The organism is Nocardiopsis sp. NPDC055824 (genome assembly GCF_053616335.1).
The window spans coordinates 1-17,535 of sequence record NZ_JBSHDN010000112.1; the positions used below are offsets into that span (position 1 = coordinate 1).

Here is a 17,535-nt window from a genome sequence, read left to right on the forward strand (position 1 = left end):
CGTGTGCGGCGCGCGCCCGCCGGGGACGCCGGCGCGTCCGCACCCGCCGAACGCGCCGCCCTCCGCACCCGGGTCGGCGTGTCGATCAGGGCACCTGTCGACACGGCCGCTTGTCGACACGGCGACATGACGACCCGTCGATGCGGACCCCCCGCCACAGCCGGATCAGGCCGACCGCGGACCTGCGCACCGACGTTCACGACGACAGCACGGTGGAAGCGCTCGAGCGGCTCGGAGGAAGCATCGGCGGAGGATGGGACCGGCCCGGATAAAGGCTCTACGAGCAGCTGATGCCGTACTTTCCAGCAGTACGCAAAAGGCCCCCCGGGTGACCGGGGGGCCTTTTCGTGGGTGGGCGTACCAGGACTTGAACCTGGGGCCTCATCCTTATCAGGGATGCGCTCTAACCGACTGAGCTATACGCCCTCGTTCCGAGGAAACTCTACCGCACCCACCGCACCCGGGCGAACCGGATACCTGACACGGAAGCGAAGGGAGACGCGGCCTCCGCGCCCCTCTTCACTTCCCATTTTACCCCTGGCCGGGAGTGCTCCGTACGCGCTTCGGCCCGGCCCTCCGGGGGAGGGCCGGGCCGGCGCCAAGGGCCTACTCGGCCTCGGACAGCGTCACGTCCACGCCGCCGACCAGGTCGGCGACCAGGTTGTAGACCATCGCGCCCACGGTGGACAGCGCCGTGATCAGCACGATGTTCAGCGCGCCGACCACACCGGTGTAGCCGAGCACGCGTCCCGGCGAGAACCACGCGGCCGGGTTCAGACCGAGCTCGCCATCACCGCCGTCGCCCTCCAGGAGGGCGTCGATCATGCTGGTCAGCTCCTCGAAGACGCCCAGCATCGACAGCGTCGCGTAGATGACGGCGATCGCCACGAACAGGACGATGAAGCAGACCAGGGAGACGACGAAGCTGAACTTCATCACCGACCAGGGCTCCACACGGGAGACCGTCAGGTGCGCCTTCCTGCTGGACAAGGTGGCCTTCACGGCGTTCGGGCCCTCGGGCACCGAGGCCTTCGTTTCGGTCACTGGCGTTCCCCCCGCCTCAGCGCGGTCCTCCGTCACGGGCTCCTCCTCCGCCGGCTCGGCCGGCGCGGACACGGGGGCGACGGGCTCCTCGACCGCAGCCGGGGCCTTCCCGGACTCCGGCTCCGCCTCGGGCTCGGCGGGGGCCTTCGCGTCGTCTCCGGACTCCTCGACGCCCTCGCTCGCGGGCGTCCCGGCGGTCCCGGTGACCTCCGCCCCGACAGTGTCCCTCTCGGCCGTCTCCATGTCCTCGACCCCGGCGGTTCCTGCCGTGTCCGAGTCGGATTCGTTCGTGGTGGTGTTCCGCTGGTTGTCAGACATAGAAACGTTACCGCTGGACTTTCGTTGAGAACGGGTGTTTGAGGCGCTCGGACCCCGTGGGGTTCGCGAAGCGAACCCCACGGTCCTTATCGGGCTTAACGCGCAGTCTAGGCCTCAGGGTTGCGATCCCCGTCGACCGCGTTTCCGTCCGTGTCGGCGGTGGCCTCGGCGGCCTCCGCCACCTCGGCGGCGACGGCGTCGGCCTCGGCCTCTTCCGCGGCCTCGGCGTTGCGCGCCACCGCCACGATCTTGTTGCCCTTGTCGAGGTTCATCAGACGGACGCCCATGGTGGTGCGGCCCGACTGCTTGACCTCGGCGGCCCCGGTGCGGATGACGCCGCCCCCGGACGTGATCGCGAAGATCTCGTCCACCTCGGGGTCGACCATCATGGCGCCGACCAGCTTGCCCCGTGCCTCGACGACCTTGGCCGTCAGGACGCCCTTGCCGCCCCGGTTCTGCACCGGGTACTGCTCGGAGGGGGTGCGCTTGGCGTAGCCGTTCTCGGTGGCGACCAGGACGTCGGTGGAACCGTCGTCCGGGCGGATGACGTCCATGCTGAGCAGGTAGTCGCCCTCCAGGAACCGCATGCCGATCACACCGCTGGTGGCCCGGCCCATCGGCCGCAGCGACTCGTCGGAGGCCGGGAAGCGGATCGCCTGGGCGTCGCTGGAGATGAGCAGCAGGTCGTCGTCGGGGAAGACCAGGCGGGCGGCGATCAGCTCGTCCTCGTCGCGGAGGTTGATCGCGATGATGCCCGCCGCGCGCGCCGAGTCGAAGTCCTCCAGGCGGGACTTCTTGACCAGGCCCTCACGGGTGGCGAGCACCAGGTAGGGCGCGGCCTCGTAGTCGCGCAGCGCCATGATCTGCGCGATCTCCTCGCCCGGCTGGAACGGCAGCAGGTTCGCCACGTGCTGGCCGCGCGCGTCGCGCGCCGCCTCCGGCAGCTCGTACGCCTTCGTCCGGTACACCCGGCCCTGGTTCGTGAAGCACAGGATCCAGTGGTGGGTGGTGGTGACGAAGAAGTGCTGGACGATGTCGTCCTGCTTGAGCTGGGCGCCGCGCACGCCCTTGCCCCCGCGCTTCTGCGCCCGGTAGTTGTCGATGCGGGTGCGCTTGGCGTATCCACCGCGGGAGATCGTGACGACCACGTCCTCCTCCGCGATGAAGTCCTCCATGCGCATGTCGCCCTCGAACGGGATGATGTGCGTGCGCCGCTCGTCGCCGTACTTCTCGACGATCTCCCTGAGCTCCTCGCGGATGATGCTCCGCTGGCGGACGTCCGAGGCGAGGATGTCGTTGTAGTCGGCGATCTGGGACATCAGCTCGTCGTACTCGGCGGTCAGGGCGTTGCGCTCCAGCGCGGCGAGCTTGCGCAGCTGCATGTCGAGGATCGCGCGGGCCTGGATGTCGTCGATCTCCAGGAGGCTCATCAGGCCGGTGCGCGCCTCGTCGGCGGAGGCGCTGGCCCGGATGAGGTTGATGACCTCGTCGATGCGGTCCATGGCGCGCAGCAGCGCGCGCAGGATGTGGGCCCGCTCCTCGGCCTTGCGCAGCAGGTACTTGGTGCGCCGGACGATGACCTCGACCTGGTGCTTGACCCAGTGGCGGATCATCTGGTCCAGGCGCAGGGTCCGCGGCACGCCGTCGACCAGCGCGAGCATGTTCGCGCCGAAGGTCTCCTGGAGCTGCGTGTGCTTGTAGAGGTTGTTGAGGACCACCTTGGCGACGGCGTCGCGCTTGAGCACGATGACCAGCCGCTGGCCGGTCCGGCCGCTGCTCTCGTCCCGGACGTCGGCGATGCCGGTGATCTTGCCGTCCTTGACGAGGTCGGCGATCTTCAGGGCGAGGTTGTCCGGGTTGACCTGGTAGGGCAGCTCGGTGATGACCAGGGTCTGGCGTCCCCGGCGGTCCTCCTCGACCTCGACCACGGCCCGCATGGTGATGGAGCCGCGACCGGTGCGGTACGCCTCCTCGATGCCGCGCTTGCCGACGATGAGGCCGCGGGTCGGGAAGTCGGGGCCCTTGACGCGCTGGATCAGCGCGTCGAGCAGCTCCTCGTCCCCGCTCTCCGGGTTGTCGAGGTACCAGTTGACCCCGTCGGCGATCTCGCGCAGGTTGTGCGGCGGGATGTTGGTGGCCATACCGACCGCGATACCCGAGGAGCCGTTGACCAGCAGGTTCGGGAACCGGGCCGGGAGGACGACGGGCTCGGAGGAGCGGCCGTCGTAGTTGGGCCGGAAGTCGACGGTCTCCTTGTCGATGTCCCGGAGCATCTCCATGGCCAGCGGGGCGAGCTTGCACTCGGTGTACCGCATGGCGGCGGCCGGGTCGTTGCCCGGGGAGCCGAAGTTGCCGTTGGGGTCGACCAGCGGCATCCGCATGGACCACCACTGGGCGAGGCGCACAAGGGTGTCGTAGATGGCGCTGTCGCCGTGCGGGTGGTAGTTGCCCATCACGTCGCCGACGACGCGGGCGCACTTGAAGTAGCCGCGGTCGGGGCGGTAGCCGCCGTCGTACATCGCGTAGAGCACGCGCTGGTGGACGGGCTTGAGGCCGTCGCGGACGTCGGGGAGGGCACGGCCGACGATGACCGACATCGCGTAGTCGAGGTAGCTGCGCTGCATCTCGACCTGGATGTCGACGGGCTCGATCCGGTCCGTCGTGCGCGGGAGCGCCTCCACCGTGGAGTCCGCTCCCTCAGGGGCGTCCGGGTTGTTCGCATCCGTCACGGATGTCGATCCCTTCTACGAAGCTTGTGTTGAGCGTGGTTCACTGCCCGGGACCTCGCCCCGGGCCCGGTCCCTCTAGATGTCCAGGAAGCGGACGTCCTTGGCGTTGCGCTGGATGAAGGCGCGCCGGGACTCGACGTCCTCGCCCATGAGCACGCTGAACATCTCGTCGGCCTGGGCCGCGTCCTCCAGGCTGACCTGGAGCAGCACCCGGCGGTCGGGGTCCATCGTGGTGTCCCACAGCTCGTTGGCGTTCATCTCGCCCAGGCCCTTGAACCGCTGCACCATGTCGCGCGGGCGCGGGTCGCGCTTCCCCTCGGCGATCCCGGCCTCGATGACCCGGTCCCGCTCGGCGTCGGAGAAGGCGTAGCTCGCGTCGCTGCCCTTCTGGTCCCACTTGATCTTGTACAGGGGCGGCGCGGCCAGGTAGACGTTGCCGGCCTCGACCAGGGGCTTCATGAAGCGGAACAGCAGGGTCAGCAGCAGTGTGCGGATGTGCTGTCCGTCGACGTCGGCGTCGGCCATCAGGATGACCTTGTGGTACCGCAGCTTCTCGGCGTCGAACTCCTCGTGGATGCCGGTGCCCAGGGCGGTGATGATCGCCTGGACCTCGTTGTTCTTGAGGATGCGGTCGATCCGCGACTTCTCGACGTTCAGGATCTTGCCGCGGATGGGCAGGATGGCCTGGTTGTGCGGGTTGCGCCCGCCCTTGGCGGAGCCGCCGGCCGAGTCGCCCTCGACGATGTAGACCTCGCACTCCTCCGGGTTGGTGGACTGGCAGTCCGACAGCTTTCCGGGGAGGGAGGTGGTCTCCAGCAGGGTCTTGCGACGGGTGAGGTCGCGCGCCTGCCGGGCGGCGACACGGGCCCGGGCGGCCTGGCTGGCCTTGGACACGACGTCCTTGGCCTCGCCGGGGTTGCGCTCGAACCAGTCGCGCAGGTGCTCGTTGGTGACCTTCTGGACGAAGGACTTGGCCTCGGTGTTGCCGAGCTTGGTCTTGGTCTGGCCCTCGAACTGCGGGTCGGCGAGCTTGACCGAGATGATCGCGGTCAGACCCTCGCGGATGTCGTCGCCGGTGAGGTTGTCGTCCTTCTCCCGCAGCAGCTTCTGGTCGCGGGCGTACCGGTTGACCAGTGTGGTGAGCGCGGAGCGGAAGCCCTCCTCGTGGGTGCCGCCCTCGGCCGTGTTGATCGTGTTGGCGAAGGTGTGCACCGACGAGGTGTACGACTGGTTCCACTGCATGGCGACCTCGACCGCGATGCCGTCGCCCTCTTCCTCGAAGGAGATGATCGACGCGTGCGCCGGCTCCTTCTTGGCGTTGATGTGGCGGACGTAGTCCGAGAGGCCGTCCTCGTAGTGGAAGGTGTTGACGGTCGGGCCGCCGTCGGTGTGCTCGGGCCGCTCGTCGCGGATGGTGATGGACAGCCCCTTGTTGAGGAAGGCCATCTCCTGCATCCGGCGGGCGAGGGTCTCGAACGTGAACGTCGTCGTCTCGAAGATGGAGCCGTCCGGCCAGAACGTGATCTGGGTGCCGGTCTCGTCGGTCGTCTCGCCCTTGACGAGCTCGCCCGTGGGCGCGGTCATCTCGTAGTGCTGGCGCCACACGTGGCCGTGCACGCGGATCTCCACGTCCAGTGCCGTGGACAGCGCGTTGACGACGGAGACGCCGACGCCGTGCAGACCGCCGGAGACGGCGTAGGACTTGCCGTCGAACTTGCCGCCCGCGTGGAGCGTGGTCAGCACGACCTCGACCGCGGGGCGCTTCTCCACGGGGTGGAGGCCGACCGGGATGCCGCGCCCGTTGTCGGCCACCCGCACCCCGCCGTCGGCCAACAGGGTGACCTCGATGGCGTCGGCGTGCCCGGCCAGCGCCTCGTCGACCGAGTTGTCGACCACCTCGTAGACAAGGTGGTGCAGGCCCCGCTCTCCGGTGGAACCGATGTACATTCCGGGGCGCTTGCGAACTGCCTCAAGCCCCTCGAGAACCGTGATTGAACCTGCGTCGTAGGCCAAGTGGGAACACCCTCCTGCTGGGGACGCCTGCCGGCCGTGGCCGGGCGGACGACGGTTGGCCCTCGGCACGGTGATCGAAGGGCCGAGATGCCGCGACACCTGGGGGATCACCGTTCGCCGCACGGGCCGTCCGCCCACCCTCTCCTGGGGGCGTGGTACCGGCTACAGGCGTCTGAAGAACCGTCTCCATGATACCCCGCGCGGTACGACAAAGTGGCATTGGCGGCCCTGTGCCGCATCACAACGAACGTTCAGGGAGGGAGCCGACTCCCTACACGCGGGAGGGGTCTCCCGCAAGTCCCGGCGCGCTTCAGTGGCGTTGGGCCGGACGTCGGGGACGTGCCGCCCGCCCCGGATCGCGCACCCCGCACCACGTACCCCCGGTAGCACACCACCCCCGGGAGGACCGCGTTCACCTGCGGCTATCCACAGCCTGTGGACGGTCCGGGCCTCCCCCTCCGCGGAGCGGGAGGCCCGGAAGGCCGTTCAGCGGCGCCGGAAACCGGGGCCCCGGACCTTGATCGCGACGACCGTCCCGTCGCCCAGCTCCTCGTTGAGGCGGCGCATCAGATCGCGCACCATCGCTCGTGCGTGGGCTGCCATCGTCGGCGAATCGGCCACCACGACCAGTTCGCCCTCCGAATAACTTTCGGGGCGCAGATGCTCGGCATTGAATTCGCCCACGATGTCCGACCAGCGGCCGAAGACGCCCCCGATCGCCACCTGTTCCTGCCACCCGTGCTCGATGAGCCAGGTCCGCACGGCCTCGCCGAACAGCTGCGGCTCGTTGCGTGACCGCATCCGGCCACGCCTCCGCGAGCGCTGGGATCCGCGGGGGACGGCGCCGCGGTCGCGCGCCTCGGCCCTGGCCCTCGCGAGAGCCTGGCGCGCGAGGTCGGCCCCGGACGCCACGGGCTCGGCGGGCGCCGCGGGGACGGGCGGGGAGGACGGTGCGGACGGAGCCGGGTCGGGGGGCCGGAGTGCTCCGTCCACAGCCTGTGGACGGAGCGCGCCCCCGCCGAGGACCGATGCCCCCGCCCCCGGGCCGGGGCCCGGGGATCCGCCCGGCGTGTCCACAGGCTGTGGACGGTGGTCACTCACCCTCGACGGCCCCCTCGCGCACTCCGAACCGCGCCCCGTCCAGCTCCTCGGGGATGTCCTCGGCGACGGCGGCGGTCACCAGGACCTGCTCGGCGTCGCGCACGCGCTCGGCCAGCCTGCGGCGCCGCTCGCTGTCGAGCTCCGCGAACACGTCGTCCAGGATCAGCACCGGGTCGTCCCCGTCCGCTCTCAGCAGCTCGAACGCGGCGAGCTTGAGGGAGAGGGCGTACGACCAGGACTCGCCCTGGCTCGCGTACCCCTTGGCCGGCATGTCGCCGAGCTGGAGGTGGAGGTCGTCGCGGTGCGGCCCCACCAGGCTGATCCCGCGCTGGAGCTCCTTGTCGCGCGCCTCCGCCATGGCCGCGCGAAGGGCGTCCGCGAGCCGGGGGCGGTCCTCGGGAAGCCCGGCGCCCTCCGGCGCCGCGGAGCTCCGGTAATGGGGGACCGCCGGCCCGCCCGAGTCGGTCAGCCCGGCGTAGGCCGCACCGATCCTCGGTCTCAGCTCCTCCACCAGTGCCAGCCGCGCCGCCAGCAGCTCCGCCCCCGCCTCGGCCAGGTGGTCGTCCCAGACCTCCAGCGTGCTCAGGTCGGGCGCCGCGCGCTGCTTGAACATGCGGCTGGAGGCCGACTTGAGCAGCGCGTTGCGCTGCTTGAGCACCCGGTCGTAGTCGGAGCGCACCCCCGCCATGCGGGGCGTGCGGGCCACCAGGAGGTCGTCCAGGAAACGGCGCCGCTCACCGGGGTCGCCCTTGACCAGGGCCAGGTCCTCCGGCGCGAACAGCACCGTGCGCAGGATCCCCAGGACGTCGCGCGGCCGGCCGGCCGCGGCCTGGTTGATCCGGGCGCGGTTGGCGCGGCCGGGGTTGAGCTCCAGGTCCACCACCATGGACCGGTCGTCACGGACGACCTTGGCCCGGACGATGGCGCGGGGCGCGCCCATGCGGACCAGCGGGGTGTCGGAGGAGACACGGTGGCTCCCCAGGGTGGCCACGTAGCCGATCGCCTCGACGAGGTTGGTCTTGCCCTGGCCGTTGGACCCGACGAACACGCTCACGCCCGGAGCCAGCTCCAGCAGCGCGGACTCGTAGGAGCGGAAGTCGGCCAGTTGCAGGTGGGATACGTACATCCGGCCTTCCTCCTGGGGCTGGAGCGCGGACTTCGGGCGGAGAAGGGTGCGGTGGTCCCGGGGACGGGCACGAAGGCGCGTCCCCGGGGAGGAGCGGTGCGGGAGCCCCGCACCCGGGCGGGCGGCGTACGGCACGGACCGTGCCGGGGCGCGGGCGCCTCGGGCCCGGGGGAGAGGGGCGACGCCCTAGGGCTCGTCGTGGTCGTCGGCGGCGCCGGCCTTGGTGACGGCGTGGCCGCCGAACTGGTTGCGCAGCGCGGCGACGACCTTCATCGCGGGGCTGTCGTCCTGGCGGGAGGCGAACCGGGCGAAGAGCGCCGCGGTGATCGCCGGGGCCGGGACGGCGAGGTCCACGGCGGCCTGGACCGTCCAGCGGCCCTCGCCGGAGTCCTGGGCGTAGCCGCGCAGCTCCGCCAGGTCCGGGTCCTGCTCCAGGGCCCGGGAGAGCAGGTCGAGCAGCCACGAGCGCACGACCGTGCCCTCGCGCCAGCTCTCGAACGTGCCGGGCACGTCGTCCACGACGTCGGAGGCCGCCATGAGCTCGTAGCCCTCGGCGAAGGCCTGCATCATGCCGTACTCGATGCCGTTGTGGACCATCTTCACGAAGTGGCCGGCGCCGACGCCGCCGGCGTGCACGAAGCCGCCGCCCTCGTCGGGGGTGAGGGAGTCGAAGACCGGGCGCGCCCGCTCGATGTCGGACGCCGCGCCGCCGACCATGATGCCGTAGCCGTTCTGACGGCCCCAGACCCCTCCGCTGACACCGGCGTCGACGTAGCCGACGCCCCTGGCCGACAGGGCCTCGGCGCGGGTGCGGTCGTCGACGTAGTGGGTGTTGCCGCCCTCGATGACGAGGTCGCCCGCCTCCAGGAGGTCGCCGAGTTCGGCGACGGTGGCGGAGGTGGGCTCCCCCGCGGGGACCATCACCCAGACGGTCCGCGGAGCGGCCAGTCGGCCGACCAGCTCGGCCAGGGTGTCGACGTCGCGCTCCTGCGAGGCGACGTCGTAGCCGATGACCTCATGGCCCTTCTCCCGGAGCCTGGCGGCCATGTTGCCGCCCATCTTGCCGAGACCGATCATGCCGATCTGCATCGTTGTACTCCCCTTCGCCACCTGCGGATGGAAGCCGACCGGCCCGGGGCGGAAGCCGCGGGCCGGGTCCGGCGGACGCCAGTCAATCGAACCTGTCCGGATCAGCCGGGCTGGCGCACCGGCATGATCAGGTAGCGGTACTCGGGGGCCGAGCCCTCCTCCGCCGGCTTCCCGGTGAGGATCGACGGCTTGGTCGAGGTGGTGAAGTTCATGCGGGCGACGTCGGTGCCGATGGCGCCGAGCCCGTCCAGCAGGAACCCGGAGTTGAAGGCGATCTGGATGTCGTCGCCGTCCAGATCGGCCTCCAGGACCTCGACCGCCTGGGCCTCCTCGCCGGTACCGGCCTCCAGGACCAGCTGGCCCTGGGTGAAGGAGAGTCGCAGCGGGGTGTTGCGCTCGGCGACGAGCGAGACGCGCTTGACCGCCTCGACGAACTCGGCGCGCCCCACCTCGGCGACCGAGTTGAACGTGTCCGGCAGGAGTGCCCGGTACTTGGGGAACTCGCCGTCGAGCAGGCGCGTGGTGGTGCGGCGGCCGCCGCCCTCGAAGCCGATCATGCCCTCGCCGGAGTCGCTGCTGGCGAGCGCGATGGAGATCTCGGCGCCGGAGGTCAGCGACTTGGCGGTGTCGTGGAGCGTCTTGGCGGGGACCAGCGCGACCGCGGAGAGGTCGGGGTTCTCGGGCTTCCAGGTCAGCTCGCGCACGGCCAGGCGGTAGCGGTCGGTGGAGGCGAGCGTGATCGTCTCGCCCTCGATCTCGACGCGGACGCCGGTGAGCATCGGCAGGGTGTCGTCGCGTCCGGCGGCCACGGCCACCTGGCTGACGGCGGCGGCGAAGGCGTCGCTGCCGATGGTCCCGCTCACACCGGGCATCTCCGGGAGCGTGGGGTAGTCCTCGACCGGCATGGTGTTCAGCGTGAACTTCGCGCTGCCGCCGGTGACGACGACCTTGGAGCCGTCGGTGGCGACCTGCACAGCCTGGGGAGGGAGGTTGCGGGTGATCTCGGCGAGGAGCTTGCCGGTGACCAGGACCTGGCCGGGCTCCTCGACCTCGACGTCGACCGCCGCCTGGGTGGACACCTCGTAGTCGAAGCCGGACAGGCGCAGCTGCTGCCGGCCCTCGAACTCGCCGGCCTCCAGCAGGATGCCGACCAGGACCGGCACCGAGGGGCGCGTCGGCAGTGTGCGCGCGGTCCAGGCGACTGCCTCGGCCAGGACGTCGCGTTCGACCCGGAACTTCACTTTCCGACTCACTTTCCGCACGACCGGCAGTACCGGTCGAAGCCTCAACGTTGCAGCTCGTGGGGTGTCTGTGGGTCTGCCGGAGTACTCCGTCGACAGGGCTGTGGACAGCGCCTGGGAGCCGGCTCGGATCCCGTAGGGGCCACCGCTCGGATGTGGGCGGCGGAGGACAGGGGCGAGACCACACGTTACCCGGATTCCTCCCCTGCCGCTGACAGCTCGGCACCGGTCTGTCGTCGCTGTCGTCTCGGGGCTTTGTCCACAGATTTTCCGCGAAGCTGTTGTGAAGCCACTCTTGGGTTAATGAAGGTGCGCCGTAGTAGTAGGGCCTGTGGATAGTGTGGATAACCATCATTGTCGCAGGTCAGACTGCGAATTTTTGTCCACAGGTCCTGTGTGTAACCCTGTGCGTAAGTCGGGCCCCTTGTGGACAACCGAGGGGCCCCTCAGGTTGTCCACACCGCGTCCACAGGTTCGTCCACAGGTTTTCCCCAGCTTGTCCACAGTGGGGCGGGGTGTGGACGGGAAGGGGTCGGCTTCGGCGTCCACAGAGAAGGGGTGGGTTACCCACAGCTTCGACGCGGTTGTCCACAGCTTGTCCACAGGGTTGTCCACAGATTTCGACCCTCTCCTGTGGATAACTTCCGCGAGAATCCGCCAAAGTTTTTTTCCGACACCCTCCACAGACCACCCGAACGCGGACAAAGAGTCTGTGCACAGGTTTTTCCACAGGGCCTGCCTCCGCCATGTGGCGTGAACAGGGGCGGAGCGCCGCCAGACGTCCGCGGACGCCGGTGTGGGGAGGGCAACAGCGGGGGCGCCGACCCCGGAACCAGGCGAAACGAAGAGTGTCGCGGACGGACCGCGGCGGCCCCGCGCAGGGGCCGTGAACCCCGACAAGGCGGGGCGTTCGTCCCCACAGGCCTGTGGATAACTCCGGGGGAGGCGGCGGGCGGGGCGTCCGCGGACGACAAGTCGCCATGTCGCCCCGTCGACGGGACGACATGTCCGCAGGAGCCGGGGCGCGGTCCCGCCCGGTCCGTGCGGGAGCGTGAGGGGGAGCCGTCCGCCCCCCGGGCGCCCGCCGGGGCCGCACGGGAGCGGGACGGGGGCGGCCCCGTACGGACAGGGGCGGGAACCGTGGAGGGGCCCGCCGGTCGGCGGGCCCCTCCACGGTCGGGAGCGGGATCAGGGCAGCGAGGGCTGGTCCTTGATGCGGCTGGTGAGCTCGTGCACCTGGTTGTAGATCGACCTGCGCTCGGCCATCAGCGCGCGGACCTTGCGGTCGGCGTGCATGACCGTGGTGTGGTCGCGCCCGAACTGCTGACCGATCTTGGGCAGCGACAGATCGGTCAGCTCCCGGCACAGGTACATGGCGATCTGCCTGGCGGTCACCAGGACCCGGGAACGCGACGTCCCGCACAGGTCCTCGACCGTCAGGCCGAAGTACGCGGCCGTCTGGGACATGATCGCCCCGGCCGTGACCTCCGGGACCTCCGTGCTGGGGACCAGGTCGCGCAGCACCTGGCTGGTGAGGTCGAGGTCGACCGACTGCCGGTTGAGGCTCGCGAAGGCGGTCACGCGGATCAGCGCGCCCTCCAGTTCGCGGATGTTGGTGGAGATCTTGCTGGCGATGAACTCCAGGACCTCCGGCGGGGCCGCCAGCCCCTCCTGCGCGGCCTTCTTGCGCAGGATCGCGATCCTCGTCTCCAGCTCGGGCGGCTGGACGTCGGTGAGCAGGCCCCACTCGAACCGGCTGCGCATGCGGTCCTCCAGCGTGGTCAGCTGCTTGGGCGGCCGGTCGCTGGAGATGACGATCTGCTTGTCGGAGTTGTGCAGCGTGTTGAAGGTGTGGAAGAACTCCTCCTGCGTCTGCTCCTTGTTCTCCAGGAACTGGATGTCGTCCACCAGGAGGACGTCGATGTCCCGGTAGCGACGGCGGAACCCGTCCGCCTTGCCGTCCCGGATCGAGTTGATGAACTCGTTGGTGAACTCCTCGGAGCTGACGTAGCGCACACGCGAACCCTCGTAGAGGCGGTGCGTGTAGTGCCCGATGGCGTGCAGCAGGTGCGTCTTGCCCAGGCCGGAGCCGCCGTGGATGAACAGCGGGTTGTACGCCTTGGCGGGCGCCTCGGCCGCCGCGACCGACGCCGCGTGCGCGAAGCGGTTGCTGGAGCCTATGACGAAGGTGTCGAACGTGTACTTGGGGTTCAGTCGCGCGTGCTCGCCGGGGGGCACCTCCGGCGAGCGCCCCGGCGGCGGGGCGGGGGAGGGCGCGGAGGGCCTCGGCGACGCCCGGACGGGCTCGGGCGGGGGCTCGGGGGCCGGGTCCTGGTCCCGGGAGGCCTCGTCCGGCTCCTCCTCGGGCCGCCGGTCCCCGGCCGCGAACTGCTCGGAGCCGGCGGCCGGGCCCCGCGGGGTCTCCCAGCGGTTGGGCTGGTCCCAGCCGGGCCCGCTCCAGCTCTGCTGCTGCCACGACTCCGGTTCCCGTCGGCCCTCCCGGGCGGAGGGCTGCTCCCACAGGGGGGAGGTCGGGGTCTCCTGCGGTGTGGCGAACGTCTGCTGGACCCAGGGCGCCGGGACGTCGCGGGCCGCGTACGCCGACGGGTCCTGGCCGTCCTGGCCGGGGCCCGCGTGCGGGTCCGCCTGGCCGGTCATGCGGCCGGCCGGGGGGACGGGACCGCCGTCCGCGGCGTAGGCGTCCGGGGAAGGGGTGGGACCGAGCAGGTCGGCGTGTCCGGCCTCCCCCGACGGTCCGGAGGGCCACTGCCGTCGGGCCGTCGGCGGCGCGTGGTGGGCGCCCGCTCCCGCGGCGGCGTCCTCCCTGGTGTGTCCGGACGGGGCGCCCCCGCTTCCCGGGAGCCTGTCCTCCTGCGACGGGGCCGGGCGCGCGTGCTGGCCCCGGGCGCCGGCCCGCGACTGCGGGGTCGGGCCGTGGGGGGTGGCGGGGGCCGTCGGCGAGGACGGCCCGGCCGAGGCGACGCCGGGCGTGCCGGGGGAGAAGGTGTGCCCGCGGTCGGCCTCCGCGCCCCGCGTGGCCGAGGGGCCGTAGGAGGCCGACGGCGCGGGGGTGGGGGGCGGGGTCGGCACGGCGGTCGGGTCGACCGTCACCGCGACCCGGATCTCCCGTCCCAGGTGGGCGGAGAGCGCCTTGCTGATGGCGGGGTAGAGGCGCGTCTCCAGCACCTTCTTGGTGAACTCGTTGGGCGCCGCGATCAGCGCGGTGTCCTCGATCAGGCCCAGTGGCCGGGTCTGCGGCAGCCATGCCCTCTGGTGCGCTGGCAGGGAGTCGTTGTCGATCCCGTCCAACACGCTGGACCAGACCATTGCGAGGTTGACCTGTGCGTCAGCCAAGGTGACCTGCCATGGGTGCTGTCCCTTCGGTGCGGATCAGTGCGTTGCGGGTGGAGCAGGAGGGGACGGGGGACGGGGAGCCCGCGGAGTGTCGTCGGTCATGCGCCGCGGGAGCCGGAGGCCTCGGGGAGCGGCTTCCCATTGTCCTCCCCCCGGGGCAGTGCCGGGGCAGGGGAACTCGGCCAGGTGGGCGTTTCGGTGCGGTTTGGTCCTGTGGATAACCTCACTGCCCGAGATCGGCCTCGCATGCGGGCGCGGCGGGGTATCCACAGATCCAGGGCGTTGTCCACAAGTTGTCCACAGGTTTATCCACAGGATGGCAGATCTCTGTGCACAGTGCGGAGTTGTCCACAATTCGCAGGTCAGTGCATGTGTAGGCGGGATGGCTCGTGGGCCGGGCGTGGAGCGGGGCGGTGGCGTCAGAAGTTATCCACAGGCTGAGGTTATCCACAGAAGTGGGCGGACGTGGAAGTCGCACGGACCTGTGGACAACAAGTTGTCCACAGGCTGGTGGGTCCCGGTGCCGGAGGGGCCCGGGGTCCGGGCGGCCCCGGAGGCCGGGCCGGCGCCGCCGCGGACGGGTCTGATTTGACCGCGACCACACCAGGTCGTATCTTCTTTATGCTTATGCCGACCATCCTGCCTGCGCACGTGTCGTCACGGTTGCGCGGCTGCGGTTCATGCACCCTGGGACCCCGCATATCCTGGGGGTCCGTCGTAGTACTTTCCTGACACGCCCCTGGAGCCAGTAGTGAGCAAGCGTACGTACCAGCCGAACAACCGGCGTCGCGCGAAGGTCCACGGCTTCCGGCTGCGCATGCGTACGCGCGCCGGTCGCGCCATCATCGCCTCGCGGCGCCGCAAGGGGCGCGCGGCGCTGACCGTGAGCCACTAGGCCACGCTCAGCCCCAAGTTCTCAGGGACCGGTCCGGCCTTCTCGCCGGCCGGTCCCTTTTTCGTGGGGAGAAGTCCCGACACCGGAGGAGCGCGGATGCTGTCGCCGAGGAACCGGATGCGCCACAGTGCCGAGTTCGCCTCCGTCATGCGCTCCGGCAGGCGCTCGTCGCGCGACGCCGTGGGCGTCGTCTACCTCGCACCCGCGCCCGGAACCGCCGACCCGGCGGTTCCCGCGGACCCGCCGCGCGTCGGCTTCGTCGTCAGCAAGGCGGTCGGGGGAGCGGTGGTGCGCAAGCGCGTCCAGCGTCGGCTGCGCCATGCCATGCGGCCCCTCTTGGCTGTTCTGCCAAACGGTAGCCTGCTGGTAGTGCGTGCCAAGCCCGCCGCCGCCTCCCTGCGGCAGGAGGACCTGGCCGCGCAACTCGACAGCGCGATCGCCGCGGTGGTGCGCCCCCGCGGATCGTCGTCGCGTCGCCGGCGCGGTCGCGGGGGAACCCGGCCGCCCGAGGCGGACCAGGCGAAGAGCGAAACAGCGGGGAACCGCCGCCCGGACGAGGGCGGAGAACGGTGGGCGAGCCGATGACCGAGCACAGACCGACGGCGTTCGCGCGTGTGCTGATCCTGCCCATCCGGGGCTACCAACGCTTCATCAGCCCGCTCTTCCCCCCGGTCTGCCGTTTCTACCCTTCGTGCAGCACGTACGCCGTCCAGGCGCTGCGGGTGCACGGAGCCCTCTACGGGTCGTGGTTGGCGATCAGGCGTATCGGCCGTTGCCACCCCTTCAACCCGGGGGGTCTTGATCCGGTTCCGCCGCCCAGGGGGCGCCGGAACGAGGAGTCCGAGGAGTCTACGGGCGAGGCCGGTCACGCCGGAACCGCTTCCGGGGACCAGTAGCTGAACCGAAGCAAATAGGAGTTGGCCGGTGCTGGACTGGCTTTACAACATCGTCGGCTGGATCTTGGTCCAGATCCACGCGGGTCTGACCTTCGTCGGCCTCGACACAGACAGCGGTTGGGCCTGGGGCCTGTCCATCGTGCTGCTCACCGTGCTCATGCGGCTCCTGCTCGTCCCGCTGTTCGTCAAGCAGATGAACACGCAGCGGAAGATGCAGGACATCCAGCCGAAGATCATGAAGCTGCGGGAGCGCTACAAGCACGACCAGCAGCGGCTCCAGCAGGAGTCCATGAAGCTGTACCAGGAGAGCGGCACCAACCCGATCATGGGTTGCCTCCCGCTCCTCCTGCAGATGCCGGTCTTCTTCGCGCTCTTCAGCGTCCTGCGGAGCGTCGCCGAGGGCAACGCCCAGTACAACTTCACGCCGGAGCTGGTGGAGAGCGCGCGCCAGGCGCTGATCTTCGCGGCCCCGGTCGCCGCGCAGTTCAACAGCTCCCCCGAGGAGCTGACGGCACTCGGCGCCACCGACCCGATCATGGCCAAGGTCATCATCGCGATCGCCTGTGTGGTCATGGGGACCACGACCTTCCTCACGATGCGTCAGAGCATGAAGCGCAGCATCTCGCAGATGCCTGACAACCCCATGATGCAGACCCAGAAGATCATGATGTACATGGCGCCCCTCTTCGGGCTCTTCGGTCTGGCGATGCCCGTGGGCGTGCTCGTCTACTGGGTGACCTCCAACGTCTGGACGATGGTCCAGCAGCACTTCCTCTACCGGAACCAGCCCGTTCCCGGTCAGGCCGACGACAAGGCCAAGGGCGGCGCCTCCCCGAGCGGTTCCGCCAAGGGCATGCTGGGTCGAAAGAAGGCTGCCGAATCCGCTCCTGAGCCGAAGGAACAGCCTAAGATCGAACGCAAGCAGCCGAAGAAGCAGCCGCGCTCCAAGCGCTCCGGTGGCGGTTCCCAGTAGGGGCCTCCCGGCTTCGCGTCGGTTGCGGGGACTTTCGAGTGCGCAGGCGACAATGCCCCTGAGGCGTACGACGGCCAGGGCGTGATGGATGAGGAGACGGGATCGCTGTGGGCAGTAGCGAGGAAGAGAACGGTGGAGTAGCGGTGGCTGAGGCGCCTGAGGCCGGAGTCGACGTCGAGGCCCTGGAGAACGAGGGCGACATCGCCGCGGACTACATCGAGGGACTCCTCGACATCGGGGACTTCGACGGCGACATCGACATGGACGTCGAGGGCGACCGTGCGATGGTCTCCGTCGTGGGGGCCACCCTCGACGAGCTGATCGGTGAGGACGGCGAGGTGCTGGAGGCCCTCCAGGAGCTGACCCGTCTGGCCGTCCACCGGGCGACGGGCGAGCGCAGCCGGCTGATGCTGGACATCGGCGGCTACCGCGAGGGCCGCCGCAAGGTGCTCTTCCAGATCGGGACCGAGGCCGCCGACAAGGTCAAGGAGTCCGGCGAGATCCACCCGCTGGAACCGATGACCCCGTTCGAGCGCAAGGTCGTCCACGACGCGGTGGCCGCTGCGGGCCTGCGCAGCGAGTCGGAGGGCGAGGAGCCCAACCGCTACGTCGTGGTGCATCCCGCCTCGTAGGACGATCATCCCCAGGGGGTGTCGGTGTTTCACGTGAAACACCGACCCCCCAACTGTGTGTGCGCCGGCGGTGCCCCCCGCCCGGGGGCGGGGGGGGGCGGCCCCCGGCGGGGCCGCCCCCGGC

The 17,535-nt window shown here is 70.3% G+C and carries 13 protein-coding genes and 1 tRNA gene; 5 read left to right on the forward strand and 9 right to left on the reverse strand.

Translation table 11 applies throughout. From position 1 onward, the window contains the following. Positions 1-352: 352 nt before the first annotated feature. From ACWGL3_RS20760 to dnaA, 9 genes are all read right to left on the reverse strand, one after another. A tRNA-Ile gene (locus ACWGL3_RS20760) sits at positions 353-426 on the reverse strand. Between the two features lie 180 nt (positions 427-606). Then, positions 607-1,362, reverse strand: coding sequence for a DUF3566 domain-containing protein (locus tag ACWGL3_RS20765; RefSeq protein ID WP_267947361.1), 756 nt, complete (start codon positions 1,360-1,362; stop codon positions 607-609). Between the two features lie 107 nt (positions 1,363-1,469). Further along, the gene (gyrA, locus tag ACWGL3_RS20770; protein ID WP_267947360.1) at positions 1,470-4,091 is read right to left on the reverse strand and encodes a DNA gyrase subunit A; all 2,622 of its coding nucleotides are present in this window, start codon (positions 4,089-4,091) and stop codon (positions 1,470-1,472) included. Positions 4,092-4,166: 75 nt separating this feature from the next. Continuing rightward, positions 4,167-6,104, reverse strand: a complete 1,938-nt coding sequence (gene gyrB, locus ACWGL3_RS20775) for a DNA topoisomerase (ATP-hydrolyzing) subunit B (protein ID WP_267947359.1) — start codon at positions 6,102-6,104, stop codon at positions 4,167-4,169. 486 nt (positions 6,105-6,590) lie between these two features. Further along, complete coding sequence (locus ACWGL3_RS20780; RefSeq protein ID WP_378554266.1) at positions 6,591-7,097, reverse strand: DUF721 domain-containing protein; 507 nt, start codon at positions 7,095-7,097, stop codon at positions 6,591-6,593. A gap of 100 nt (positions 7,098-7,197) precedes the next feature. Continuing rightward, on the reverse strand, positions 7,198-8,331 hold the full coding sequence (recF, locus tag ACWGL3_RS20785; protein ID WP_267947358.1) for a DNA replication/repair protein RecF: 1,134 nt from the start codon (positions 8,329-8,331) through the stop codon (positions 7,198-7,200). A gap of 186 nt (positions 8,332-8,517) precedes the next feature. Next, positions 8,518-9,420 (reverse strand): phosphogluconate dehydrogenase (NAD(+)-dependent, decarboxylating), encoded by a 903-nt coding sequence (gene gnd / locus ACWGL3_RS20790; RefSeq protein ID WP_267947357.1) that lies wholly within the window; start codon positions 9,418-9,420, stop codon positions 8,518-8,520. Positions 9,421-9,521: 101 nt separating this feature from the next. Further along, complete coding sequence (gene dnaN, locus ACWGL3_RS20795; protein ID WP_267947356.1) at positions 9,522-10,661, reverse strand: DNA polymerase III subunit beta; 1,140 nt, start codon at positions 10,659-10,661, stop codon at positions 9,522-9,524. A gap of 1,188 nt (positions 10,662-11,849) precedes the next feature. Further along, entirely contained in the window at positions 11,850-13,988 is a 2,139-nt protein-coding gene (dnaA, locus tag ACWGL3_RS20800) for a chromosomal replication initiator protein DnaA (RefSeq protein WP_452461696.1), read from the reverse strand. 778 nt (positions 13,989-14,766) lie between these two features. Between dnaA and rpmH the strand changes: the two genes are divergently transcribed. From rpmH to ACWGL3_RS20825, 5 genes are all read left to right on the forward strand, one after another. Further along, positions 14,767-14,910, forward strand: a complete 144-nt coding sequence (gene rpmH, locus ACWGL3_RS20805) for a 50S ribosomal protein L34 (RefSeq protein ID WP_013155858.1) — start codon at positions 14,767-14,769, stop codon at positions 14,908-14,910. Between the two features lie 96 nt (positions 14,911-15,006). After that, complete coding sequence (gene rnpA / locus ACWGL3_RS20810; protein WP_267947355.1) at positions 15,007-15,495, forward strand: ribonuclease P protein component; 489 nt, start codon at positions 15,007-15,009, stop codon at positions 15,493-15,495. Next, complete coding sequence (gene yidD / locus ACWGL3_RS20815; RefSeq protein ID WP_267947354.1) at positions 15,492-15,806, forward strand: membrane protein insertion efficiency factor YidD; 315 nt, start codon at positions 15,492-15,494, stop codon at positions 15,804-15,806. The genes rnpA and yidD overlap by 4 nt, the downstream gene beginning before the upstream one ends. A 28-nt stretch (positions 15,807-15,834) precedes the next feature. Further along, positions 15,835-16,779, forward strand: a complete 945-nt coding sequence (gene yidC / locus ACWGL3_RS20820) for a membrane protein insertase YidC (RefSeq protein WP_267947353.1) — start codon at positions 15,835-15,837, stop codon at positions 16,777-16,779. Positions 16,780-16,922: 143 nt separating this feature from the next. Then, positions 16,923-17,411, forward strand: a complete 489-nt coding sequence (locus ACWGL3_RS20825) for a Jag family protein (protein ID WP_267947352.1) — start codon at positions 16,923-16,925, stop codon at positions 17,409-17,411. Positions 17,412-17,535 lie beyond the last annotated feature (124 nt).